Here is a 25,188-nt window from a genome sequence, read left to right as displayed (position 1 = left end):
AGAATCCCTTGGGTACCGGAGCGTCGCCGGTCACACCCATCACCAGCAAGCGTAGGTGCAGCTCCGGCAAACGTCGAACGCTACTCACCCACCTGGAATGCCACCCGCGCCGTTGCACCGCTTTCGTCCAGCGCACTCAGCTCGTGCTGCCCGAGCTGCTGGAAGCGCACCAGCAAGCTGCCCTGGCCTTCGGTTTCGCCCAACGGCTGGCCGTTGAGGAACCACCAGCGCCGACCACCGCCGCCAAGGGCCGACACCTGCAGTTGCAGCGGCTCGGTGCTGCTTGCCGGGCGGCGCAGGTTGTCACCGGGACGTACGCCGACGATCGACAACGGAGGCGCGCTGGCCGGGACCTGCGGCGGGCAGTTGCGGTCCACCGCCGGCAGCCGCGTCGCACGCTGCTCGGCACGCGGCAACCAGGGCTCCAGAGGCGCCGGCCAGAGGGCGATGTCGCGCAGCTTGGCCCCTGAGCAGCTGCCATCCACCCGCAGCCCCTGGGCATTGACCCAGACCCGCTCGCGCAACCCCAGGCCGAGCGGCTGGTCGGCCGCCTGCAGCGTCGGTGGCGTAGTCCCGTCGAGCGTCCAGGCGAAGCGCTGCCGCCGGCAGTTGGGGTCCTGGCGCGCCATGGGCTGCCCCAACGGCCAGCAGATCGCCGCCACGCCAACGCTGTCGGGCACGCGCTCGACCGGGACGCTCAGGCCGCGCTGGCTGTCGCGGTTGCTCAGCAAGTCATGCACCTGCAGCATCAGGGGTGCTGCTGAACCCAGGCCGAACTGCCCGGGCACCGGCGTGCCATCGGGCCGGCCGATCCAGACGCCGATCAGGTAGCGCGGGCCGACGCCGATCGACCAGGCATCGCGAAAGCCGTAGCTGGTGCCGGTCTTCCAGGCCAGCTGCGGGCGTTGCACCAACTCGGCATGCGGGTCGCGGTCCGGCCGCGCCTGGCCGCTGAGGATGCGCCGGATGATCCACGCGGCACCTGGCGACATCAAGCGCCGCTCCAGCAGCGAGTCCTGGGGCTGCAGGCGCACCTGGGCACTGTTGCCGGCCCGGGCCAGTGCGGCATAGCCGCCGACCAGTTCCTCCAGGCGGCTACCGGCGCCGCCCAGAATCAGCGCCAGGTTGGGTTCGGCCAGTGGCGGCAGTGCCAACGGCATGCCGGCCATGCGCAGCTGCGCGGCAAAGCGTTTGGGCCCGTAGGCTTCGAGCAATTGCACCGCCGGCAGGTTGAGCGAGAGGGCCAGCGCCGAGCTGGCCGACACCGGGCCACTGAAGCCCATCGAGAAGTTGCCGGGGCGGTAGTCGCCATAGCGCCGCGGCACGTCCTGCAGCAGCGACTCGGAATGGATCAGGCCGTCGTCCAGGGCCATGCCGTAGAGAAACGGCTTGAGGGTCGAACCCGGTGAGCGCAGCGAGCGAACCATGTCGACGTGGCCAAAGCGTCGCTCATCGGCGAGGTCGATCGAGCCCAGGTAGGCCCGCGTCGCCATGGTCTGCGCATCCACCACCAGGATCGCCGCCGAGGTGCGTTCCGGCAGGCGCGCACGCCAGCCCAGCAGCAGGTCTTCCAGACGCCGCTGCAAGGCGGCATCCAGCGTGGTGCGGATCAGCGGTGGGCTGTCAGGGGTGTTCAGGCGCCGCGCCAGCAGTGGCGCCAGCGCCGGTTCCTGACGGGGCGCCAGCAACAGCGGCTCTTCGATGGCTTCGCTGATCTGCTGGGCGGGCCATACCTGGTACTCGGCCAGGCGCTGCAGCACCTTGTCGCGGGCGCGCTGGGCGCGCGCGGGGTGACGGTCCGGGCGCAAACGGCTCGGTGCCTGGGGCAGCACGGCCAGCAGCGCCGCCTCGGCGGCGGTCAGGTGCTTGGGCGACTTGCCCAGATAGGCCCAACTGGCGGCGGCCACGCCCTGCAAGGTGCCGCCGAACGGGGCACGGTTGAGGTAGAGCTGGAGGATCTCGCGCTTGGACAGGTGCCACTCCAGCTGCGCCGTGCGCCACAGCTGCCGCAACTTGCCGGCCAGGGTTCGGTCGTGCGGGTCGAGCAGGCGTGCCACCTGCATCGACAGCGTGCTGCCGCCCGACACCACGCGCCCACCGCGCAGGTTCAGCCACGCCGCCCGCGCCAGCGCCAGCGGGTTGACCCCGGGATGATGGTAGAACCAGCGGTCCTCGTAGGTAAGCAGCGCCTGCAGGTAGAACGGCGAAACCTCGTCGGGGCTGACCGGGTAGCGCCACACCCCCTCGGCATCGGCGAAGCGCCACAACGGCGTGCCGTCCTCGGCCAGCACCACTCGCGCCAAGTCGTCTGCCGGCATGGGCAGTGGCCACAGGCGGTCAGCCAGCCACAGCAGGGCGCACAGCAGCATGAGCGTGATGGCGAGGGTGCGCAGGTTCCTGCCCGCGCGGGTGCGCGGTCGGGCTAAGCTAGGCATCGGGAACCGACCTGGCCAGGTGATGGCCAAAGGCTTGGGAACGGCAACTCGCCGAATTGTTCATCAGGAAGCAACTATGCATGTAGAAGGTTTTTTCGAGTGGCTTGGCCAGGCCTTGGGTTCGTTGATCCGCTTCATCGTCGATGCCTTGAGCGGGCTGTTCAACCTGCTGGCCAATGCCGGGGGCAACTTCATCGATGGGCTGGCACGCACGTTGGGCATGGATACCTCGCTGATCAGCATCCTCGCCCTGATCGTCGGCCTGATGCTGCTGTATTCGGCGATCCGCGCGTTCATGCGTGCCTCGATCATCCTCGGGATCATCTGGCTGGTGCTGGGTTTGTGGGTGATGAGCTGGGTCATCCATTGAGGCTGTACCGCCAATTGTAGGAGCGGCCTTGCGTCGCGATCGGGCGCGCAGCGGCCGCAAGGCCAGCGCACGGTGTTTCTGTTGCACCGCATGCGCTGGTTTGGGGCCTCTGCGAGGCCCTTTCGCGACGCAAGGCCGCTCCTACAGCCTCATCGCGCCTTCACCGTCATCTCACCCTGCCCATCCCCCACCGCCTGCAGGTTCGGCCGGTACATCGACTCCACTTGCGGTGGCGGCACACGGTAGGTGCCCGGCGTTACCGCACGCGCCAAATACAGCAGGTGGGTGGTGCCGTAGCCGTCCAGCTTGAGCGCCGCCACATAGCGGTCATCGCGAAACTCCTGATGCACCACACTGGCGTTCTGCATCGATTCCCGCCATTGCTTCACTGCGCTGCTGGCGTTGTCCAGACTGGCAGCGCTCTGCGCCAGGTTCTGGTTCTCCAGCTCCAGGCCTGCCGGCAGCAGGTCGACCACCAGTGCATCAGGCACTCGCTCCTGGGCCTTGAGCGCCAGGTGCACCAGCACCAGGTCGCCGCTGCGCAGGTTCTGCAGGTCCAGTGGCTGGCCATTCATGCCCAGGTACTCGCGGCGAATCTCCAGGCCATTGCCACCAGCAACAGGCGCCTGGCGTGGGTAGCCGGAGAGCGTGAGCTGCTGATAGAGCGTGGCGTCGCTTTGGTTCTGCAGGCTCAAAGGCGAGGCCAGCAGCGGGCCTTCGAGCTTCATGCCAGCGTCGTCATTGCTGAACTCGCGGACCTCGCCGGCACTGTCCAGGCGCGCTTTCCACTGGCCTTCCGGCTTGCCGAGCAAGCCACGGCCAGCCAGGAACAAGGCGTTGCGTTCCTGTGTCGAGAGCCAGCGGTTGGCCGCCAACTCATCGGACAGGGCGAACAGGCGCTGGTCGACCTGGTCGCTGGCCAGATTGCTTTCCTGCAGCAGCGCCAGGATCAGCGCCTGGTCACGCAGGTTGCTGCCGTAGTCGGCCATCCAGCCCTTGCTGCGGCTGATGCCCAGGCCCGCCTGCAAGGCTTGTTGCGAACGCGGCTTGTCGCCCATCTTGTCCAGCGCCACGGCCAGTTGCACCAGCGGCAGGCCGGAGCGGGCATCGGCACGCCGATCGAACAGGCTGCGCAGGGCACCCAGCGGCGCCTGCTGGTTGCGCGCCAGCACCAGCGCGGCGTAGGCCTGCACGGCAAAACGGGTGTGCTCGGCGTTCTCGCTGTAGTCCACCTCGATCAGGTTGCGCTCCTGCAGGTAGCGCAGCAGGCGCTCGTTGGCCTTCTTCAATGCCTCGGCCGGCACGCCATAGCCCTGGTCGCGAGCGCGCAGAAGGAAGTCGGTGACATAGGCGGTCAGCCAATACTCTTCTTCGCTGTCGGCACTCCACAGGCCAAAGCTGCCGTTGTAGCGCTGCATGCCCAGCAGGTGCTCGATGCCCATCTCGATCTTGCGCTTGCGCACCGCCGCCGGCTCGCCCTTGATGCCCAGGCGCGCGAGGCTTTCGGCATCGGCGTAGAGGGACGGGTAAAGGCCGCTGGCGGTCTGTTCGAGGCAGCCATAGGGGTAGGCTTCGAGGGCGCGAATCTGCTCGGCCAGGTTCAAGGGCGGGCGGCTCGACAGGGCCAGGCTGGCCTCCAGGCCTGCCGGCTCGAAGGCGGCCAGGTCACCTTCTGGCAGCGTCCAGGGCTGCTCCTTGAGCGCTACCCGGTAGTGCTTGAGCATCGCGGGATAGGCCGGGCGGATGCCCAAGGTCCATTCGCGGGTGAAGGCACTGGCCGGCTCACTCGGCAACTGCAGGCCATCGACCCGCACCTGCACCTTGCCCTGCCCCAGGCCACCCTGGGCCTGCACCGGAATCATCAGCGTGGTGCGCTGGCCCTCGGCCAGGGTCACGCTTTGCTGGGCACTCGCCGCCAGGCTCAACGGGCCTTCGGTGCTGATGGCCACGTTCAGTTGCTGGGCCCGGCCGGACAGGTTGGCCAGGTCCAGCGCCAGGCGGGTCTGGTCGCCACCGGCGAGGAAGCGCGGTGCGGAAAGCTCGGCGATCAGCGGCGCGGCCACCACGGTCTTGCCTTCAGCCATGCCGAAATGTTCCTCGGTCCAGGCCTGGGCCATCAGCCGCAGTTCACCGTTGAAGTCCGGAATATCGACTGTCGCCTGGCCTTCGCCCTTGTCGTCCAAGGTCACCGGCAGGCTCTGCTGGGCAACAATGGTCACCGTGGTGTTCGGCCGTTTACCGCCCTTGGCCATCGCTGCGTCGCCACCGAACGCCAGGCTGGCCAGGCGGCCCTGGCCGGCTTCGATGAGCTGGCCGTAGATGTCCAGCTGATCGGCGCCATAGGCCTTGCGGCCGAACAGGCTGGCGAAGGGGTCGGGCGTCTTGAAGTCGGTGATGTTGAGGATGCCCACGTCCACCGCAGACAGCAGCACATGCACCTGCTTGGGCACACTGCCATCGGCGTTGACGGCCTTGAAACTGACCGTCAGCGGTTGCTTGGGCCGCATCTTCTCTGGTGCCTGCAGGCTCAGCGCCAGCTTGCGCTCGGCGCGGGCCAAGGGCAGGTGGAGGACGCCGACTGCACGTTTTGGCGTGGCGTTGGCCTTGCGCTCGCCAGGGCGAATCACCAGGGCGCTGAGGTACAGGTCGTGGCGGGCCCATTGTTTGTCCAGCTGCACCTCGAAGGTCTTGCCTGCGGCGGGCACCTCGATTTCCTGCCACCACAACGGGCCTTCGCTGGACTCGACCATCAGGTAACCGCTGCCGGCCGCGGGTGGAGTCACGGTCACTTTGGCGGTGGCGCCGTCGGCGTAGGCCGGTTGGTCCAGCGCCAGCTTCACCTGGTCTGGCCGCACCGCGCCGCCTTCGGCGTTGTCCTGGGCACGGTAACCGGCCCAGAAGCGTTCGCTGGAAACCAGGCCGGTCTGTGGGTCTTCCACTTCGACACGGTAAGGGCCCCACTCCACCAGGAAGTTGAGTTTAGCGGTAGTACCGGCCTCGACGTTGAGAGTCTGCTCATCCTGGGTGAGGAATTTCTCGTTGTAGGCGTAGCTCCAGCCATCGCTCTGCGAGTAGTTCCAGTAGTAGTCGCGGCGCTCGCGAATCAAGCGCACCTTGAGGCCGTCGGCGGCCAGCTTGTGGCCGTCACGGTCAGCCACCAGGAATTCGAATTGCACCGGCCCGTCGCTGTCGGTTTCCTCGCCCTCGAACAGGCCCCGCAAACCGGGCAGGCGCTCGGCGGGCCAGATCGGTTGCTCCAGACGCCGAGTGATGGGGCGCCCACCCGACTCCTGCAGGCTGGCCTGCACGGTCAATTGCAGCGGCGAGCGGGCCTCGGCCCAGTGGCTTTCGATAGCGACCACGGCCTTGCCGGCCTGATCGAGGGTGACTTCATCAAGCTCCAGGTCCTGGTTGAGGTCGGCCTCGGTGACCGAGCCGAACTGATAGCCCGGCAGCGCCGGCACCGCCTCGCGCAGGGGCCGCAGGTAGGCCTGGCCACTTAGGCGGTTGCCCGTGGCCGGAGCACCATAGAGGTAACGGCCGGTGACCTGGATGTTCGCGGCGTCTTCGGGGGCGAGCGGCGTGCTGCTACCCTTGAGCTCCAGCGCCAGGCGCTCGGGCAGGAAGTCTTCGACGAGGAACTCGTACACTTGCTTGCGCCCACCACCCAGGTCGAGCAACAGCTGCCAGCGACCGGTCGGGGCCTCCGTCGCCAGTTGCAGCTGATACTGGTACAGGCCATTGCCATCGGCCTCCCAGACGAACTTGCGACTGATCTGCTCGTCGGGACGACGCACTTCCACGCTGACTGGCTGGGCCTTGACCGGCTTGCCGTCCTGGTCGCGCAGCAGGCCGTTGAGCAGCACGGTCTCACCGGGGCGATACAGGTCGCGGGGGCCGAAAATGAAGAACTGCAACGGGTTGGCCTGGGGGCCAGTGATGTCGAACTCGGCCAGGTCCAAGGCCGCGGTATTCAGGCGCAGCAGCGTGGTATGCACGCCCTGGGTGGCGATCAGGGTATCGGCCTTGGCAGTGATCGGCAGCTGGGCATGGCCCGCGCCGTCGGTGCTGGCCTGGGCCAGCAGCTTGCCCTTGTCGTCATGCAGTTCGAGGTTGACGCCATTGAGTGCCTTGCCGCCTTCCAGGGCCTGGGCGAAGACGTCGAGGCGGTCGCGGTAGCGGTGGGCGGACACGCCGATGTCGCTGAGGGTGAACAGGGTCGCGGGCTGCGAATAATCATAGGTGCCAGACGCGCGCATCACCGCCAGGTACACACCTGGTTCCTGCAGCGGCTTGATCCCGGCGATGGGCAGCAGCACGGTCTCACGGGTGTTGCGCGCCGGGTTGAGATCGAAGCGACCGCTGTAGACCAGCTCGGCCATGTCCAGGGTTTCCTTGGACTGGTAGTAGTAGAGGCTGCTGTTGCGGCCCCAGCTGACCAGGAACGCCGACAGGCTACCTGGCTTGACCCGGAAGAACTCGACATCGACCTTGTCGACGTTCAGGGCGATCACCGGCAAGCCTTCGGCCAGGCGTGTGGGCAGCAGCGAGCCACGGCTGGCGAAGCCTACCGTGGGCTGCATGTCGCGGGTTTCCAGGCGTGTCACCGACTCGCTGGCAAGCGGCTTGCCATTGACCGCCAGCAGGCCTTTGTCGACCGTCAGCACCAGTTTGCGCTGTGGCTCCAGGTGGCGCAGGCGCAGTTCCATCTGGTTATCGGAGAGTTCCCAGGCGCCGTCGACCTTGCCCTTCACGGTGTCGACCAGGTGCACTTTGCTGGCGAAGTCCTGCTTGGCGTCCAGCGGCACGGAGAAACTGACCGACAGGGTGCTGGCGCCGTCGAGCTGCACTTCCGAGGCATCCAGCACGCTCAGCTCACGGCCCTCAAAGCGCTTGGCGAGCACGGTAGGATCTTCGTGCCGGGCAGCCGGGGCCTCGGCCGGCGCGCTCGCCTGCGTTTGTGTGGCGGGGGCGGGCTTGTCGGGTGTCGAGGAGTCACAGGCGCTGAGCAAGGCCAGCGCGCAGGCCAGCAACAATCCTTTGTTGAACATGGAGTGGGAACTCTTTGGCAGCGGTGCTTGAGGGCAGCAACTATAGCGCAATGGCCGATGGCTGGCCGGTACAATGCGGCCAATTGGAAACCCGAAGGGGGCGCAAAGCGGCCCTGCTTTTCCCAGGAACTCACATGTCTCAAATTGCCAGCGACTGGCACCATCGCCTCACCCACCGAAAAGTCTGGGCCCTGGCCGCCCCGATGATCCTGTCCAACATCTCGGTCCCGCTGGTGGCGCTGGTCGACAGCACGGTCATCGGCCACCTGCCCCACGCCCACCAGCTCGGCGCGGTGGCCGTGGGCGGCACGCTGTTCACCTTCATGGTCGGCCTGATGGGCTTTCTGCGCATGGGCTCCACCGGCTTCGCCGCCCAGGCGGCAGGGCGTGCCGATGGCGCCGCGCTGCGTCAGGTATTGGTGCAAGGCCTGTTGCTGGCGCTGGGCCTGGCCCTGCTCATCGGCCTGCTCGCCCTGCCCTTCAGCCAGTTGGCGCTGCATGCCATGCAACCGAGTGCCGAGTTGCAGCAATCCACCGAAGCCTTCTTCCATACCCGCCTGCTCGGCCTGCCGGCGGCGCTGGCCAGCTACGCGCTGGTGGGCTGGTTCCTCGGCACCCAGAATGCGCGAGCACCGTTGGCCATCCTGCTGACCACCAACCTGCTGAACATCGCTTTGAACCTGTGGTTCGTCCTGGGTCTTGACTGGGGCGTGCTGGGCTCGGCGCGGGCCTCGGTGATTGCTGAATGGAGTGCCGCCCTGCTCGGCCTGGCCCTGACCCGCCCCGCCCTGCGCGCCTACCCCGGGCAAATCGCCTGGGCCGCACTCAAGCGCTGGCAAGCCTGGCGGCCATTGCTGGCGGTCAACCGCGATATCTTCCTGCGCAGCCTGGCCCTGCAACTGGTGTTCCTGCTGATCACCGTGCAGGGCGCACGCCTGGGCGAGGCCACGGTGGCGGCCAACGCACTGCTGCTCAACGGCCTGCTGCTCACCGCCTATGCCCTCGATGGCCTGGCGCATGCCGTGGAAGCCCTGTGCGGGCATGCCATTGGTGCGCGTGATGGCCAGACCCTGCGCCGCTCACTGGTGGTGGCGTGCGGCTGGTCGTTGATCACCAGCCTGGGGTTTGCCGGGGTGTTCCTGGTGGGTGGGCATCTGTTCATCGACCTGCAGACCGATATCGCCAGCGTGCGGGCGGCGGCGTACCCCTACCTGCCGTATCTGGCGGTATTGCCATTGATTGCGGTGTGGAGTTACTTGCTCGACGGGCTGTTCATCGGTGCGACGCGGGCGCGGGAGATGCGCAATGCGATGCTCCTGGCGGTGCTGATAGCACTGCCGCTGGCGTGGGCCATGAGCGGGTTTGGCAACCATGGGTTGTGGTTGGCGTTCCTTGGGTTCATGGCGTTGCGGGCGGTGACGCTGGGGTGGGTTGCATGGCAATTGCACAAAAAAGATCTGTGGCTCCACTGATGCAACTGCGCGCCCCCTGTAGGAGCGGCCTTGTGTCGCGAAATGAGGGCGCAGCCCTCACCTACGTCCTTACAACCACACACAATCCCAATGCGGATACTCACCAGCACGCAGCACCAATCCTGCTCGAACAGGATTGGCAATAATGTATCTCGCAGCAGCTTTCACATCCTCCTCCCTACGCAATGCCCGGTCATGAAAGCCTGGCTGCCAGATATGCCGCCGATCGGCACCTGCTCGATAGAGCGCACAGCTGCTTCGCGATTTGAAGGCACACATCAGATCCCCAAGGTTCACCGGCCCGAGTTCGATCAACCAATGCAAATGATCTGGCATCAGTACCCAAGCCAGCGATCGGCAACTGCCCTGATGGTCGCTTAGCCGTAGCTGCTGGATGACTGTTCTGGCAAACAACAGGTGCTTGAACAACGGGGCGCGATTGCGTGTAACGGTGGTGAGCAGGTAGAGCTTGCCTGGCTCGGAGTAGCGGCCCTGGCGCAGGCGATGATTACCTTGACTGTCCATGTCGGTTTCCTTTGAGCAATGTGTTCAAAGGTAGTTGGCGGGGGGGGTTGGGGGGAGGGTTGGACTGTTTCCGGGTGTGGGGCTGGTGAGGGCTGCGCCCTCATTTCGCGACACAAGGCCGCTCCTACAGGAAACGTGCAGGAGCGGCCCCGGCGATTACGACGACAGGTACGAGGAGCGGGTCAGGCCCAAACGCAGGGCATCGAGGAACTGGGTTCGCTCACGCGCGCTGATCTTGGCGCTGGCCACTTTGTCACGGTAGTGGGTCATCAACTCCTCCGGCGACAGGTGCACGTAGCGCAGCATGTCTTCGATGGTGTCGTGGGTCTCGATACCGGCGTGGTACACGCTGCCATCGGCGTTCTGGTAGATGTTCACCGAATCGGTGTCACCGAACAGGTTGTGCATGTCGCCGAGAATCTCCTGGTAAGCGCCAACCAGGAACACGCCCAGCAGGTAATCCTCACCTTCGTTGACCGCATGCACCGGCATGCTGGTCTCGATGCTCTGCTCGTCGACGTACTGGTTGATCTTGCCGTCGGAGTCGCAGGTCAGGTCCTGCAGCACCGCGCGGCGCATCGGCTCTTCGTCGAGGCGGTGCAGCGGAATGATCGGCAGCACCTGGCCGATGGCCCAGGTATCCGGCAGGCTCTGGAACACCGAGAAGTTGCAGATGTACTTGTCGGCCAGCTTGTCGTTGAGCTCGTCCAGCACCTGGCGGTGCGAGCGCTGGCGGGCCTTCAGCGAGTTGTGCAGGCGACGGCACACGGCGAAATAGCACTGCTCGGCCAGGGCCTTTTCGGCCAGGGTGATCTTGCCATCGGCGTACTGCGCCGCTACGTCACCCATGTAGTGGGTGGCGCGCCAGTAGGTCTCGGTGACCATCTCGATGTCGGTCGGGCCCAGCAGGTCAACCAGCCATTGCACGGTTTCCGGCAGGGCTTCCTTGTTCTCGATGGTCGGCACTTCATCATTGTGCTTCTCGACATCGGTCACCTGGATGACCAGCATCGCATGGTGCGCGGTCAGCGAACGGCCACTCTCGGAGAAGATGTGCGGATGCGGCAGGCCCTGCGCGTCGCAGAACTCCTTGAGCATGCCCACCACCACGCCGGCATAGTCATCCATGTCGTAGTTGATCGAACTGGCATTGCGCGAGTGGGTGCCGTCGTAGTCCACGCCCAGGCCACCGCCCACGTCGATATGGTCGACCGGCAGGCCCAGCGCGCGCAGCTCGCCGTAGTAGCGGATGGCTTCCTTGAAACCGTGCTGGTAGTCGGCCAGGTTGGCGATCTGCGAGCCCATGTGGAAGTGCAGCAGGCGGATGCCCTGATCCAGGCCGGCATCGCGGAAGCGCTGCACCACCGAGATCAACTGGGCGGCCGAGAGGCCGAACTTGGACTTCTCGCCACCGGTATCGGCCCACTTGCTCGATGCCAGCGACGACAGGCGCACACGCAGGCCCACCTGCGGCTTGACCTTGAGGTCGGCGGCCTCATCGATCACCAGCGCCACTTCGGACTCTTTCTCGATGACGATGAACACGTTGTGGCCGAGTTTCTGGCCCATCAGCGCCAGGCGAATGAACTCGCGGTCCTTGTAGCCGTTGCAGACGATGGTGCCGCCCTTCGGCGCCAGCGCCAGCACCGCCAGCAGCTCGGGCTTGGAGCCGGCTTCCAGGCCGATGGAGACGTTCTGCGTGGCGATGATGTTCTCGACCACCGCTTCCTGCTGGTTGACCTTGATCGGGTACAGCGCGGTGTACTGGCTCTGATATTCAAGACGCGCAATGTTGGCGTCGAAGGCGCCGGTCAGCTGGCGCACGCGGTCCTGCAGGATATCGGGGAAGCGCACCAGCAGCGGCAGCGACAAGCCGCTCTGGCGCAGTTCGTCGACCTGTTCGAACAGGTCGATCGGTGCGCTATTGGGCCCGTTGGGGCGCACTTCGACGCGCCCGGCTTCATTGATGGCGAAATAACCAGCGCCCCAATGGCGGATGCCATAAACACTGCGGCTGTCGGCCACGGTCCATTGGCTACCATCGTCTTTGCGTGTGCGTCGTACGGACATTCAAGTCCCCTATAGATAAGTCGAAGACACTGCCCCGCCAGCAGGCGGCTGCAGTGTAAAAGCTGAAAATGACGATTCGCCCGTGTCCAGGGATAGACCCTGGCCACGGCAACGAGTTTAGAAAGCGCTGGGCAAAAAAGCGCGGGCAGGCATCAGCCGCCGGATTTTTTTGCCTTGAAACCCTGTTTGGTCAGCTCACCGATCAGCAGTTCGACGTGATCGCCCTGGATCTCGATGACCCCATCCTTCAGCGCACCGCCGGTACCACAGCGGCGCTTGAGGGTGGTGGCCAGCTCCTTGAGCTGGTCGGCCGGCAGCGGCACGCCGGTGACGGTCGTCACGGTCTTGCCGCCACGGCCTTTGCTTTCACGGCGCACACGGGCAATGCCATCGCCTTCGGGGATGATTGGCTGCTTGCAGGTGCAGGCATCCACCGGCTGGCCACAGTCAGGACAGTGCCGACCGGCATCGGTGGAGTAAACGAGACCGCCTAGGGCGGCGAAGGAAGAAGCTTTCTTGGCCACTTTTGTTCCTCGGTGCTGAGGACAAAAACTGGTCGGCGGGAGCCGACCGCGAAGCCCCACTCTGGCAGGGGCGGCGCTACTGCCACAAGACCTGCGGCAGCCCGAAAAGGGCGCGCAGTTTAACGATAAATCACGCCGTTGCTAAGTACTGGATTGCGCCATTTTGCGAATGATTTGCGACTCAATGGCGCTGGGGCTGCTTTGCAGCCCTTTCGCGACACAAGGTCGCTCCTTCAGACGGTCCGCGTTGCGCTTGTAGGAGCGGCCTTGTGTCGCGAAAGGGCCGCACAGCGGCCCCAACTTACCCAAGACTAGCCTTGTACCGCTGCAACGCCGCCAACGAGTCCGGGCAATAGGGTTGGACCAGGCTATCGACTTCTGCCTGGGCAAGGCTGACGAATTTCGCCTCGATCACTTCTTCCGGCTGCAGCCGCAAAGGCGCATCGGAAACCGCCGAATACACCGCGCACCACAAACGGTTGTCCGGCTGGTCGAAATAGAAGCGCTCGTGGAACCTCAACGGCACGCCGTCGATCCCCAGCTCTTCAGCCAGCTCCCGCGCCGCCGATTCGGCATAGCCCTCGCCTGCCGTCACCATGCCGCCGGCAGCCACATCCCAATACCCGGGATACAGCGCCTTGCTCAAGGTTCGCCGGTGCACGCACAGCTGCCCGGCGCTGTTGAACAGCAGAATGAAGGTACAACGGCCGATCAGGCCCCGCTCGCGCAGCTCAGCCCTGGGCAACGCGCCCAACACCTGATCGGCTTCGTCCACCCAGGCGACCAGTTCGCGGTCGGAAGCCGCCCGGTGGGCGGCCTCGTCGGGGCTGATGGTCATGCTCAACCCTGCGACAGCAACTGGCGCAGGTCGATGACCGCGGCGTTGGCCCGGGAGATGTAGTTGGCCATGACCAGCGAGTGGTTGGCCCACATGCCGAAGCCGCTGCCGTTGAGCACCATCGGGCTCCACAGCGCTTCTTGCGAGGCTTCCAGCTCACGAATGATCTGACGCACGCTGACCGTGGCGTTCTTCTTCGCCAGCACGTCGGCGAAGTCCACCTCGATGGCACGCAGCAGGTGCGACAGCGCCCAGGCCTGGCCACGGGCCTCGTAGAACACGTTGTCGATCTGCAGCCACGGGGTTTCCACCAGCTCTTCGTCCAGCTGCGGGGCCTGGCCGGCGACCACCGACTCGGTCTTCAGCGAGGAGTTGAGCTTGACCCGGCCAACGCTGGCCGACAGGCGCTGGGACAGCGAGCCAAGGCGGGTGGCGACATCGCCCAGCCAGTTGTTCAGGTTGTCGGCGCGGGTGTAGAAGATCGCGCCCTTGTCGCCAGCGGCAAGGCGGGTCTGGTAACGCGTCAGCGACTTGATGCCTTCTTCGAACTCCGATTCGCTCGATGGCAGGATCCAGCTCTTGTTGTCGAAGTTGAAACGCGGCTCGGCCTTGGCCAGGTCGGCGTCCTCGGTCGACTGCGACTGCGAGCGGGCGAAGTCCTTGCGCAGGGCGCGGGACAGGTCACGCACCTGGACCAGCACGCCGTATTCCCAGCTCGGCATGTTGTCCATCCACAGCCCTGGCGGGAAACGGTCGTTGGAGATATAGCCGCCCGGCTTGTTCAGCAAGGTGCCGGCCACGGTCTTGAGGGTTTCCAGGGTGGTATAGCCGACCACCATCTGCTGGCCCGTGCGCTCGGCCGCAGCCTGGGCATTCTGTTGCACCGGGAACAGTTCCGGCTCTTGGCTCCAGTACCAGCCCAGGCCGATGCAGACCAGCAGATACAGGCCGATCAGCGTCCCCAGGGCACGGCTCCAGAGGCCGCCAAGGTAACTGCGGGCGGCAGCACCGCGGCCGTCGACACGCTCGCGGGGCTCGGCTTTTGCCTCACGGTTTTTCCAGTCCAGCATGGCTTTGTCCTTAATCAATCACGACGGTTCAGGGCTTGGACCACAGGCCTGCGCCAGGGTGCCACGGCAAGCCCGTGTCGCAGCACTATAAAGCAGACACCGCCTTACGCATAAGCGACCAATGAGTCGCGAACTGAATATCCGCATTGTTTCGGGCCAAGCATGCGGCGCGAGGCCGGCGCCTTAGCGCAGATATGGCATCAAGCCACTAGCGTCATCACCTTGTCATGAAATGGCAATAACTTCAGGCCCCTACCTCCACTCCCCCGCAGGAAGTTCGCGGCTATGCGCCTGAAGTGGCTGACCAATTTCAACACCTTGTTGCTGGTTACCGTGTGTATTGCCCTGGGCGCGACCCTGTGGTGGTCGCAGCGTGCCCTGGAACGGCCCTATCAATTGATGGAGCGTTACCTGAGCCTGTCCCAGCAGTTTCAGAACCAGGCCGCACGCAATATCCAGGCTTACCTGGGCAACGGCGACGCCGTGCGCCACGCCGCGGCCATGGAGGCCAACCAGCAGTTGCAAGCGGCATTGACCGAGCTGCCTGACGAACTGGCCAGCCAGTTGCGACCTGGCCTGGACACACTGAGCGCCTTCACCGCCAACGAACTGCTGGCGGCCGGCAAGCTGGCTGGCGATCCGCAAGCCTTGCTGCTGCAGGCCGAACGGGAACTGGGGGCCAACCTCGAACAACTGGCCCGCTATGCTCGCGACAGCGGCAGCGCTGCTGCCAACGGCTATCTGCAGCCCCTGATCGATGCCAGCGTACACCTGGGCCGCCTTTCGCTGGCCCGTGACAAGCTGGTCAGCAGCGGCCGTGCCGAGCTGGCCGACGAAGTGGAGCGCGAGCTGCAGTTGATTCGCGCCCAGGCCCAGGTCATCGACGGCCTGCCGTTGCTGGGCGTGACCGGTACAGCCGAATCCAGCGCCGACGACTTCGCCGCCATGATGGGCCTGGAAACCCAGGCCAATACCCAACAGGAAGATGTCGCGGTTGCGCTCAAGCGCGACCTGCAGAGCCTGCTCAACCGCTACCCCGCGGAGTTGCAACGCACCCGCGAACAGATCGAGCGGCGAAGCGCCTTGGCCGCCAGTACCCATGACCGGCTCGACGCCGTGCAACGGGCCATTGCCGGCCTGGAGCCGCACGTGCGTGGCCAACACGCCAGAATCGCCAGCGAGGTGCGCATCATGCAAGGCCTGATGATCGGCCTGATCCTGCTGATCGCCTTGCTCATCGACACCTTGCAGCGGCGCCTGGCACGCACCTTGACCGGCCTTGCCCCGGCCCTTTCGCGCTGGGCCGAAGGTGACTTCGCCCAGCCCATCGCCCTGGGGCGGACCAACCGCGAGCTGCACGACATCCAGGAATCGCTCAACCGCCTGCGCCACTACCTGGTGGAACTGGTCGGCACCATCCGCCACAACGCCGAGCAGGTCGCCGGCAGCAGCCACGCCCTGGCGGGCATGAGCGCCGCCCTGCACCAAGGCGCCGAACGCCAGGCCGGTGACACCGGGCAGATCCGCGATGCCCTGGGCGCACTGGAGGCGACCATCCAACAGGTGGCCGGCGACGCCAGTTCCGCAGCCGACGCCAGCCGCGACGCCGGCCGCGCCGTGGAACAGGGCCAGGCCGTGATCGGGCAGAGCCTGTCGGGCCTGCGCACGCTGGTCGACGAGGTACAGGGCAATGCCCGCACGATCGAGCAGCTGGCCGAAGAGTCGGCGACCATCGGCGGGGTGCTGACGGTGATCCGCTCGATTGCCGAGCAGACCAACCTGCTGGCCTTGAACGCCGCGATCGAAGCCGCTCGCGCCGGCGAGATGGGCCGCGGTTTTGCCGTGGTGGCGGACGAAGTGCGCTCGCTGGCGCAGCGCACCACCGGGGCGACCGGCGAGATCCAGGCGCTCATCGACCGCCTGCAGCAGGCCGCGAAGGAGTCTGTGGTGGGCATGCGGGCTCAGCTCGAACATGCCGAAGCGACTGCCGGTCGAGCCCAGGCCGCCGATGGCGCGCTGGATGACATCGTCAGCGCGATTCGCACAATTGCCGTTACGGCGGTACGCATCGCCGATGTCACGGCGCAGCAGAGTGGCGCGGTGAGCGAGATTCGCGATCACAGTGAGCGGATTCATGCACTGGGTGAGGACAACCTGCAGCGTATTGGCGAAGGGCGCGAGCAAGGGGAGCAGTTGCTGAGCCTGGGTGGTGAGTTGAACCGAGCTGTTCGCGCGTTCAGGGTCTGACAGGTCTGGCCCTATCGCCGGCAAGCCGGCTCCCACAGGTACCCCACAATTCTCATGATCTGTGGGGTACCTGTGGGAGCCGGCTTGCCGGCGATAGGGCCCTTACTGGCGAAACACTATCAGCGGCCATGTGTCGCCCTGCTACCCCCCAATCTCCCAACCCCCTTCATCTCCGCTATCATGCCCCGCATGTTCCACCTCGCGAGTCCGTCATGCGCCGCCTGTTTTTCCTGCTGTTCCTGCTGCTGGCCAGCCCAGCCTTCGCCACGGGCCTGCTCGACAACCGCCCCAGCGCTACCCTCGGCGCCGCCTCGCTGTCCAACGGTGCCGACTTCCTGCCGGTGCACGAGGCCTTCAAGCTCAGCCTGGTCCAGGCCGACGCCCAGACCATCAAGTTGCGCTTCGTCGCCACCGACGGCTACTACCTGTACCGCCACCGCTTCCAGTTCCGCACCGAACCTGCGGACGTCGCCCTGGGCACACCGAACATCCCCAAGGGCGAAGCCAAGCACGATGAGTTCTTCGGCGACGTCGAGGTCTACCACGGCATGCTCGACATCGAACTGCCGCGCAACGACGCCCGCGCCTTCACCCTGCTGGTGGGCTACCAGGGCTGCGCCGACAAAGGCCTGTGCTACCCACCTGAAACCGAGCGCCTGAGCATCGACGGCGAAGGGCCTGGCACACTGCCGGCCAGTGGCGAACAGGTCTGGAACTGGAAGTCGTTGTTGCTGTTCTTCCTCGCCGGGGTTGGCCTGACCTTCACCCCCTGTGTGCTGCCGATGCTGCCGATCCTTTCCGGCGTGGTCTTGCGAGGCCAGGTCGGCGGCCTGCGCGGTCTGTCGCTGTCATTGGCCTACATCCTGCCGATGGCGGCCAGTTTCGCCGTGCTGGGCGCGCTGATGGGCCTGTTCGGTGCCGGCCTGAACCTGCAGGCGCGGCTTCAGTCAGCCTGGGTGCTGGTGCCCTTCGCGTTGTTCTTCGTGCTGTTCGCCCTGGCCATGTTCGGCCTGTTCGAACTCAAGCTGCCGCACGCCTTGAGCAATCGCCTGGAAAACGTGGCCAACCACACCCGGGGCGGCTCGCTGCTGGGCGCTGCGATCCTGGGCGTGTTGTCGAGCCTGCTGGTTTCGCCCTGCGTATCAGCGCCCCTGGCCGGTGCCTTGCTGTACATCAGCGCCAGTGGCGACGCCGTGGGCGGCGCGCTCAAATTGTTCGCCCTGGGCCTGGGCATGGGCGCACCGCTGCTGCTGGTCGCCACCGGCGGCGCGGCCTGGCTGCCAAAGAGCGGGCCTTGGATGAACACCGTGAAGAACGCTATTGGCGTCTTGCTGCTGGGCCTTGCCATCGGCCTGCTCAGCCGCGTGCTGCCGGGGCCGGTGACCCTGCTGCTGGTGGGTTTCCTGGCCGCCGGCGTGGCGCTGTTCCTCGGCGCCCTGGAGTTCGTGATCAAGACGCCACGCCAGCGCCTGGCGCAACTGCTTGGCCTGGCCTCGCTGGTGTACGCCCTGGCCTGCTGGTATGGCGCCCTGAATGGCCAGGGCGATCCCCTGCGCCCGCTGCCACCGCCCGCCGTCGCTGGCGCCAACAGTGGTGCCGAAGCCCGCGAAAGCGCCTGGCAGACCATCACCACGCCTGCCGCCCTGGACGCCGCGCTGGCGGACGCCAAAGCCAACGGCCAGCCGGTTTTGCTGGATTGGTACGCCGACTGGTGCATCAGCTGCAAGGTGATCGAGCACGAAGTGCTCAACGCCCCACACGTCCAGTCCCAGCTGGTCGCGTTCAAATTACTGCGTTTCGATATCACCCAGAGCAATGCCGAACAACGCACCCTGCTCGACCGCTACCAGTTGTTCGGCCCACCCGCGCTGTTGTTCTTTGCCGCGAACGGCAGCGAAATGACCACTGATCGGGTGATTGGCGAGATAAACGCCGGGGAATTCGCCGAAGTTCTTACGCGCGTGCGCGGCAAACTGCGTCTATAACTTCCCGCGTGCCGGGAAATTTCTGCCAATGAGTGACCAGATTTAATCATTTGGTCACATACTTCGCGCGAACCTCGGACATCGTGCTGCCTATTGCGGGGAACTGGACACTTGCCGTCGCTTTACGGCACACTCGCCGCGCTGTGTCGAATTGCCCTACAAATCCAAGGAAATACGCAGATGGCAACCCTACTGGTGCTTCATGGCCCCAACCTGAACCTGCTCGGTACCCGCGAGCCGGGCCACTACGGCGCCGTGACCCTGGCCCAGATCAACCAGGACCTGGAGCAGCGCGCCCGCGCCGCTGGCCATCATCTGCAGTACCTGCAGAGCAATGCCGAGTACGAACTGATCGACCGTATTCACGCCGCACGCAACGAGGGTGTGGACTTCATCCTGATCAATCCGGCTGCTTTCACCCACACAAGCGTCGCATTACGTGACGCATTGCTTGCGGTGAGCATCCCATTCATCGAAGTGCACCTGTCCAACGTGCACAAACGCGAACCGTTCCGTCACCACTCCTACTTCTCCGATGTCGCCGTAGGGGTGATCTGCGGTCTGGGCGCCAGCGGTTATCGCCTGGCCCTGGAGTCCGCACTGGAACAGCTGGCTGCCAACGCACAGCCCTGATGATTGAGACCTTGGCCCGAGTGGGCCGAGGTTCGAGAGAAACGTTCAGATACGTTTTTTAAATTACGCCCCCTGACCGAACCTTTGGGAGTTGATGATTAATGGATATCCGTAAAGTCAAGAAACTGATCGAGCTGCTGGAAGAGTCTGGCATCGACGAGCTGGAGATCAAGGAAGGCGAAGAGTCGGTCCGTATCAGCCGTCACAGCAAGACCCCAGCAGCTCAACAGTTCTACGCACCAGCACCGATGGCTGCCCCTGTAGCCGCCGCCCCGGTCGCTGCCGCTGCCGCTGCCGCACCGGCTGCCGAAGCCGCCGCCCCGGCCCTGCGTGGCACCGTGATCAAGTCGCCAATGGTCGGTACCTTCTACCGCAAGCCTTCGCCGACCTCGCCGAACTACGCTGAAGTCGGCCAGACCGTGAAGAAAGGCGACGTCCTGTGCATCGTCGAAGCGATGAAAATGATGAACCACATCGAATGCGAATGCAGCGGTGTCATCGACGCCATCCTGGTGGAAGACGGTCAGCCGGTTGAGTTCGACCAGCCGCTGTTCACCATCGTTTGATTCGCGGAGAGCCAACGATGTCTGGGAAGCTGGAAAAAGTCCTGATCGCCAACCGTGGGGAAATTGCCCTGCGGATTCTGCGTGCCTGCAAAGAGCTGGGCATCAAGACCGTCGCCGTGCACTCCACGGCCGACCGCGAACTGATGCACCTGGGCCTGGCAGACGAGTCGGTCTGCATTGGTCCTGCTTCGTCCAAGGAATCGTACCTGCACATCCCGGCGATCATCGCCGCGGCTGAAGTGACAGGCGCCACCGCCATTCACCCGGGTTACGGCTTCCTGGCGGAAAACGCCGACTTCGCCGAGCAGGTGGAGAAGTCCGGTTTCGCCTTCATCGGCCCGAAAGCCGACACCATTCGCCTGATGGGCGACAAGGTTTCGGCCAAGGACGCGATGATCAAGACCGGCGTTCCGACCGTACCGGGCTCCGATGGCCCGCTGCCGGAAGACGAAGAGGTCGCCCTGGCGATCGCCCGTGACGTCGGCTACCCGGTGATCATCAAGGCCGCCGGTGGCGGTGGTGGTCGCGGCATGCGCGTGGTGCACAAGGAAGAGGACCTGATCGCCTCGGCCAAGCTCACCCGTACCGAAGCCGGTGCCGCCTTCGGCAACCCGATGGTCTACCTGGAGAAGTTCCTGACCAACCCACGTCACGTGGAAGTTCAGGTGCTGTCCGACGGCCAGGGCAACGCCATCCACCTGGGCGACCGCGACTGCTCGCTGCAGCGCCGTCACCAGAAGGTACTGGAAGAAGCACCTGCCCCGGGCATCGACGAGAACGCCCGCCAGGAAGTGTTCAAGCGTTGCGTCGATGCGTGCGTGGAGATCGGCTACCGCGGTGCCGGCACCTTCGAATTCCTGTACGAGAACGGCCGTTTCTACTTCATCGAGATGAACACCCGCGTGCAGGTTGAGCACCCGGTCTCGGAAATGGTCACCGGTATCGACATCGTCAAGGAGATGCTCAGCATCGCCGCTGGCAACAAGCTGTCGATCCGCCAGGAAGACGTGGTGATCCGTGGCCACTCGCTGGAGTGCCGTATCAACGCCGAAGACCCGAAGAAGTTCATCCCGAGCCCAGGCAAGGTGAAGCACTTCCACGCCCCGGGCGGCAACGGTGTTCGCGTCGATTCGCACCTGTACAGCGGTTACTCGGTTCCGCCGAACTACGACTCGCTGATCGGCAAGCTGATCACCTACGGCAAGGACCGCGACGAAGCCATGGCGCGCATGCGCAATGCCCTGGACGAGATCGTCGTCGACGGCATCAAGACCAACATCCCACTGCACCGCGACCTGGTGCGTGATGAAGGTTTCTGCAAAGGCGGCGTCAACATCCACTACCTCGAGCACAAACTGGCCAACCAGGAGTGATCGCGTTAGCGTGATGCATGAAAACCCCGGCCCAGTGCCGGGGTTTTTTATTGCCTGTCAGGGCCCAATCGCCGGCAAGCCGGCTCCCACAGGTTCGGTGGGGTATCTGTGGGAGCCGGCTTGCCGGCGATTGGGCTGCAAAGCAGCCCCCCCTCAATTCATGCACAAAGCCCCGCACTCGCGTAAACTGCCAGCCTTCGCGCAGCCTCGGGCTGCCCCTGTCGATTTACCAAAGGTGCCCGCCATGCCTTGGCTGCAAGTACGCCTGGCCATCAGCCCGGAACAAGCCGAAACCTACGAAGACGCCCTGCTCGAAGTGGGCGCCGTCTCGGTCACGTTCATGGACGCCGAAGATCAACCGATCTTCGAGCCCGACCTCAACACCACCCCGCTGTGGTCGCACACCCACCTGCTGGCGCTGTTCGAAGCCGATGCCGTGCCAGACGTCGTATTCGCCCACCTGCGCCTGCTGACTGGCGCAGAACTGCCCGAGCACCATGCCGAGGTGATCGAGGACCAGGACTGGGAACGCAGCTGGATGGACAACTTCCAGCCGATGCGCTTCGGCCGCCGCCTGTGGATCGTGCCGAGCTGGCACGAGGCCCCGGAAAAGGACGCGGTCAACCTGCTGCTCGACCCGGGTCTGGCCTTCGGCACCGGCACCCACCCGACCACCGCGCTGTGCCTGGAATGGCTCGACGGCCAGCAGCTCGAAGGCACCCAGGTGCTGGACTTCGGCTGCGGCTCGGGCATCCTGGCCATCGCCGCGTTGCTGCTCGGCGCCCGTGAAGCCGTTGGCACCGACATCGACGTGCAGGCGCTCGAAGCCTCGCGTGACAACGCCCAGCGCAACGGCATCGCGGATGAGAAGTTCGCGCTCTACCTGCCCGAACACATGCCAGCAATGCAGGCCGACGTGCTGGTCGCCAACATCCTCGCGGGCCCCTTGGTCTCCCTGGCGCCGCAACTGTCCGGCCTGGTCCGCCCAGGTGGCCTGCTGGCACTGTCGGGCATCCTCGCCGAACAGGGTGAGGAAGTGGCCGCGGCCTATGCCGCCGACTTCGAGCTGGACCCGATCGTCGTGCGCGACGGCTGGGTGCGCATCAGTGGTCGCCGCCGCTAAGCGGGCCTAGAATTAACCTCTGCACAGCTCCCGGATTGCCGCATGACCGACAGTTTCGTCACCCAGTGCCCGCATTGCCAGACCAGCTTTCGCGTCACTCATCACCAGCTGAGCGTAGCGCGCGGTGTGGTGCGCTGCGGCCACTGCCTGCAGGTGTTCAATGCGGCAAAACAGTTGCTGGAGCAGAATCGTGCCAAGGCCGGCAGCGCACCTGCGTTGCCTGCGCAACTGCCCGCCGAGGCGCCGTCTGTGCCCGCCCCTGTACCCAGCGAGCGGCCACCGGTCGAACCCGAGGACTGGGCGGCCACCGTCCAGGCCTTGGATGAGTTGGACCTGGACGAGGAGCTTGCCCGCCTGGAGCGTCGCGACCAGCCCGCCGAACCCCGTTCAGCCGCTGCAGACGACGCCCTGCAGGCACGCCGAGACGAGCCGCAAGCAGACCACCTCGGCGCAGCACCGTTCGGCACCGCAACCGACGATCGCCCCGAGCCGCAAGCGCTGGACGAGCCCGCGCCGGTCCTGATGGACCAGGAGCTGTTGGCACTCGAGCCAGAACCCGGGGACCGCACCGAGCCGACGCTGGGCGCCAGCCTCGACCTGGACTTAGAGGATGAGCCTGCGGCCCACCGTGCAGCCGAGCACGACGACGCCCGCGACTTCTCCGAGCCGCTGCCTGACGATGACGCGATCATTCACGAAAAGGGCCTGAGCGCCCGTAATGACGACGAAATCGATATCCAACTGTCGGCCCGTGACGACGACCCTGTCGAACCGCTGCCCGGCGAGCGCCTGGAACCTGGCTTTGCCGCCAAGGCCGAGCGCCCGTCCCGCAAGGAGCCACTGGTCGATGTGGTCGACGACCCGTTGCAACTGGGTTGGGAAAAGCCCAAGGCAAACTGGGGCAAGCGCCTGTTGTGGGGCGTGCTGACCCTGCTCGCCGCCGGCCTGCTGGCCTTCCAGTACGTGTGGTTCCATTTCGACGAACTGGCCCGCCACGACCAGTACCGCCCGATCTTCCAGCAGCTGTGCCCAGTGTTTGGCTGCGAAGTGCCGACCCGCGTCGATATCGGCCGGATCAAGAGCAGCAACCTGGTGGTGCGTAGCCACCCGGATTTCAAGGGCGCACTGATCGTCGACGCGATCATCTACAACCGAGCCCCCTTCGCCCAACCGTTCCCGTTGCTGGAGCTGCGTTTCGCCGACCTCAATGGCCAGCTGATCGCCAGCCGTCGCTTCAAACCCAGCGAATACCTCTCTGGCGAGCTGGCCGGCCGTGGCGAAATGCCCAGCCAGACGCCGATCCACATTGCCCTGGACATCCTCGACCCGGGCCCCAAGGCCGTGAACTACAGCCTCAGCTTCCGCTCCCCCGAATAACCCATTGCCGCACTGCCGGCTCTGTGGGAGCCGGCTTGCCGGCGATGAGGCCCGCACAGGCGGCATGCAGCACTATCGGCATAAGCCGACAACTGTTCAGAATTTATCCAAATCCATCTTTATCCGGTCACCGAGAGCGGGTATCATGCCAACCCTTTTTCGACTCCAATGATTCGGCCCCACAACAGGGAACACCTATGTCGGCGGTACGCATCGGCCAATACACACTACGCAACAACCTGATCCTCGCGCCCATGGCCGGGGTCACGGACCAGCCTTTCCGTACACTTTGCCAGCGCCTGGGCGCGGGCATGGTGGTGTCGGAGATGGTCAGCAGCGACATGAGCCTGTGGAACAGCCGCAAGTCGAGCCTGCGTCGCATCCACGAAGGTGATCCCGAGCCCCGCTCGGTACAGATCGCCGGTGGTGACGCGCAGATGATGGCGGCGGCGGCCCGGGCCAACGTCGAAGCGGGTGCCCAGATCATCGATATCAACATGGGCTGCCCGGCGAAAAAAGTCTGCAACAAAGCCGCAGGCTCTGCTTTATTGAGAGATGAAGCACTGGTCAGCGAGATCCTCCACGCCGTTGTCGGCGCGGTGGACGTCCCGGTGACCCTGAAGATTCGTACCGGCTGGGACCGGGCGAACAAGAACGGCCTGAACGTGGCGAAGATCGCCGAACAGGCAGGCATCCAGGCGCTGGCGGTCCATGGCCGCACACGCGCCGACCTGTACACAGGCGAAGCCGAATACGACACCATCGCTGCCATCAAACAGGCGGTGTCTATCCCGGTTTTTGCCAATGGCGATATCACTTCGCCAGAAAAGGCCCGGGCGGTGCTGGACGCCACCGGGGTCGACGGTCTGCTGATCGGCCGGGCTGCCCAAGGGCGTCCCTGGATCTTTCGCGAGATCGCGCATTACCTGGCGACCGGCGAGCATTTGCCAGCCGCCAAGCTGGACGAAGTGGAACGCATCCTGCTGGAGCACCTGGCCGCGCTGCACGCCTTCTATGGCGATGTGATGGGCGTTCGTATCGCCCGCAAGCACGTTGGCTGGTACCTGGCAACACGACCCGGCGGCAAGGAGTTTCGCTCCCGGTTCAACGCTTTGGAAGACACACAAGCGCAGTGCGCCAACGTTCGTGGGTATTTCAACGAACGTCGACAGAGCCTTGAGACAGAGGACGAACAAGGGGTGGCCGCATGACGATGATGACCGAGACATTAGTGAGTGGAACAACGCCCGTGAGCGACAACGCCAACCTCAAACAGCACCTCAATACGCCTAGCGAAGAGGGCCAGACCCTTCGCGACAGCGTCGAGAAGGCGCTGCACAACTACTTCGCACACCTGGAAGGCGCTACCGTCACTGACGTGTACAACCTGGTGCTCTCCGAAGTCGAGGCGCCCCTGCTCGAAAGCGTGATGAACTACGTGAAGGGCAACCAGACCAAAGCCAGCGAGATGCTCGGGCTCAACCGTGGCACCCTGCGCAAGAAGCTCAAGCAGTACGACTTGTTGTAAG

At 65.0% G+C, this 25,188-nt stretch carries 18 protein-coding genes; 11 read left to right on the top strand and 7 right to left on the bottom strand.

Annotation, left to right across the window (positions count from 1 at the left end; translation table 11 throughout):
• Positions 1–80: 80 nt before the first annotated feature.
• Positions 81–2,435, bottom strand: coding sequence for a peptidoglycan glycosyltransferase PbpC (gene pbpC / locus ACIPZG_RS17495; RefSeq protein ID WP_400715686.1), 2,355 nt, complete (start codon positions 2,433–2,435; stop codon positions 81–83).
• Positions 2,436–2,511: 76 nt separating this feature from the next.
• Here pbpC and ACIPZG_RS17490 point away from each other — a divergent pair, with 76 nt between their 5' ends.
• On the top strand, positions 2,512–2,805 hold the full coding sequence (locus ACIPZG_RS17490) for a hypothetical protein (RefSeq protein ID WP_008093106.1): 294 nt from the start codon (positions 2,512–2,514) through the stop codon (positions 2,803–2,805).
• 149 nt (positions 2,806–2,954) lie between these two features.
• Here the strand turns inward: ACIPZG_RS17490 and ACIPZG_RS17485 are convergent, their stop codons facing one another.
• Entirely contained in the window at positions 2,955–7,856 is a 4,902-nt protein-coding gene (locus ACIPZG_RS17485) for an alpha-2-macroglobulin family protein (RefSeq protein ID WP_400715684.1), read from the bottom strand.
• 134 nt (positions 7,857–7,990) lie between these two features.
• Here ACIPZG_RS17485 and ACIPZG_RS17480 point away from each other — a divergent pair, with 134 nt between their 5' ends.
• Positions 7,991–9,328, top strand: a complete 1,338-nt coding sequence (locus ACIPZG_RS17480) for an MATE family efflux transporter (RefSeq protein WP_400715682.1) — start codon at positions 7,991–7,993, stop codon at positions 9,326–9,328.
• Between the two features lie 69 nt (positions 9,329–9,397).
• On the opposite strand, the gene ACIPZG_RS17475 is transcribed toward ACIPZG_RS17480, so the two are convergent.
• The 5 genes from ACIPZG_RS17475 to ACIPZG_RS17455 all read right to left on the bottom strand — a co-directional run bounded on the left by ACIPZG_RS17475 (position 9,398) and on the right by ACIPZG_RS17455 (position 14,355).
• The gene (locus ACIPZG_RS17475) at positions 9,398–9,853 is read right to left on the bottom strand and encodes an REP-associated tyrosine transposase (RefSeq protein WP_400715681.1); all 456 of its coding nucleotides are present in this window, start codon (positions 9,851–9,853) and stop codon (positions 9,398–9,400) included.
• Between the two features lie 156 nt (positions 9,854–10,009).
• Positions 10,010–11,923: an arginine decarboxylase gene (gene speA / locus ACIPZG_RS17470; protein WP_008093097.1), complete on the bottom strand. Its 1,914-nt coding sequence runs from the start codon at positions 11,921–11,923 to the stop codon at positions 10,010–10,012.
• A 152-nt stretch (positions 11,924–12,075) separates the two neighbouring features.
• Positions 12,076–12,447: a translation initiation factor Sui1 gene (locus tag ACIPZG_RS17465; RefSeq protein ID WP_400640391.1), complete on the bottom strand. Its 372-nt coding sequence runs from the start codon at positions 12,445–12,447 to the stop codon at positions 12,076–12,078.
• Positions 12,448–12,748: 301 nt separating this feature from the next.
• Positions 12,749–13,285, bottom strand: coding sequence for an NUDIX hydrolase (locus tag ACIPZG_RS17460; RefSeq protein WP_400715679.1), 537 nt, complete (start codon positions 13,283–13,285; stop codon positions 12,749–12,751).
• Between the two features lie 2 nt (positions 13,286–13,287).
• Complete coding sequence (locus ACIPZG_RS17455) at positions 13,288–14,355, bottom strand: DUF2333 family protein (protein ID WP_400715677.1); 1,068 nt, start codon at positions 14,353–14,355, stop codon at positions 13,288–13,290.
• Positions 14,356–14,640: 285 nt separating this feature from the next.
• On the opposite strand from ACIPZG_RS17455, the gene ACIPZG_RS17450 reads away from it, so the two are divergent.
• From ACIPZG_RS17450 to fis, 9 genes are all read left to right on the top strand, one after another.
• Complete coding sequence (locus ACIPZG_RS17450) at positions 14,641–16,602, top strand: methyl-accepting chemotaxis protein (protein WP_400715675.1); 1,962 nt, start codon at positions 14,641–14,643, stop codon at positions 16,600–16,602.
• Between the two features lie 212 nt (positions 16,603–16,814).
• Positions 16,815–18,587: a protein-disulfide reductase DsbD gene (locus ACIPZG_RS17445; protein ID WP_400715673.1), complete on the top strand. Its 1,773-nt coding sequence runs from the start codon at positions 16,815–16,817 to the stop codon at positions 18,585–18,587.
• A gap of 180 nt (positions 18,588–18,767) precedes the next feature.
• Positions 18,768–19,220, top strand: coding sequence for a type II 3-dehydroquinate dehydratase (gene aroQ / locus ACIPZG_RS17440; RefSeq protein ID WP_008093086.1), 453 nt, complete (start codon positions 18,768–18,770; stop codon positions 19,218–19,220).
• Between the two features lie 101 nt (positions 19,221–19,321).
• A complete protein-coding gene (gene accB, locus ACIPZG_RS17435; RefSeq protein WP_400715671.1) occupies positions 19,322–19,786 on the top strand; it encodes an acetyl-CoA carboxylase biotin carboxyl carrier protein in 465 nt (154 codons plus the stop codon).
• Between the two features lie 17 nt (positions 19,787–19,803).
• Positions 19,804–21,159: an acetyl-CoA carboxylase biotin carboxylase subunit gene (gene accC, locus ACIPZG_RS17430; protein WP_400715669.1), complete on the top strand. Its 1,356-nt coding sequence runs from the start codon at positions 19,804–19,806 to the stop codon at positions 21,157–21,159.
• Between the two features lie 244 nt (positions 21,160–21,403).
• Complete coding sequence (gene prmA / locus ACIPZG_RS17425) at positions 21,404–22,282, top strand: 50S ribosomal protein L11 methyltransferase (RefSeq protein WP_400715667.1); 879 nt, start codon at positions 21,404–21,406, stop codon at positions 22,280–22,282.
• A 42-nt stretch (positions 22,283–22,324) separates the two neighbouring features.
• Complete coding sequence (locus tag ACIPZG_RS17420; protein ID WP_400715665.1) at positions 22,325–23,659, top strand: DUF3426 domain-containing protein; 1,335 nt, start codon at positions 22,325–22,327, stop codon at positions 23,657–23,659.
• A gap of 197 nt (positions 23,660–23,856) precedes the next feature.
• Positions 23,857–24,870, top strand: coding sequence for a tRNA dihydrouridine synthase DusB (dusB, locus tag ACIPZG_RS17415; RefSeq protein ID WP_008093077.1), 1,014 nt, complete (start codon positions 23,857–23,859; stop codon positions 24,868–24,870).
• The gene (fis, locus tag ACIPZG_RS17410; protein WP_008093076.1) at positions 24,867–25,187 is read left to right on the top strand and encodes a DNA-binding transcriptional regulator Fis; all 321 of its coding nucleotides are present in this window, start codon (positions 24,867–24,869) and stop codon (positions 25,185–25,187) included. The genes dusB and fis overlap by 4 nt, the downstream gene beginning before the upstream one ends.
• Position 25,188 lies beyond the last annotated feature (1 nt).

This window comes from Pseudomonas sp. NPDC089395, assembly GCF_044749525.1.
Taxonomy (GTDB): Bacteria; Pseudomonadota; Gammaproteobacteria; order Pseudomonadales; family Pseudomonadaceae; genus Aquipseudomonas.
The sequence above is the reverse complement of the archived record's forward strand: the minus strand, read 5'-3'. Positions and strand labels throughout refer to the sequence as shown.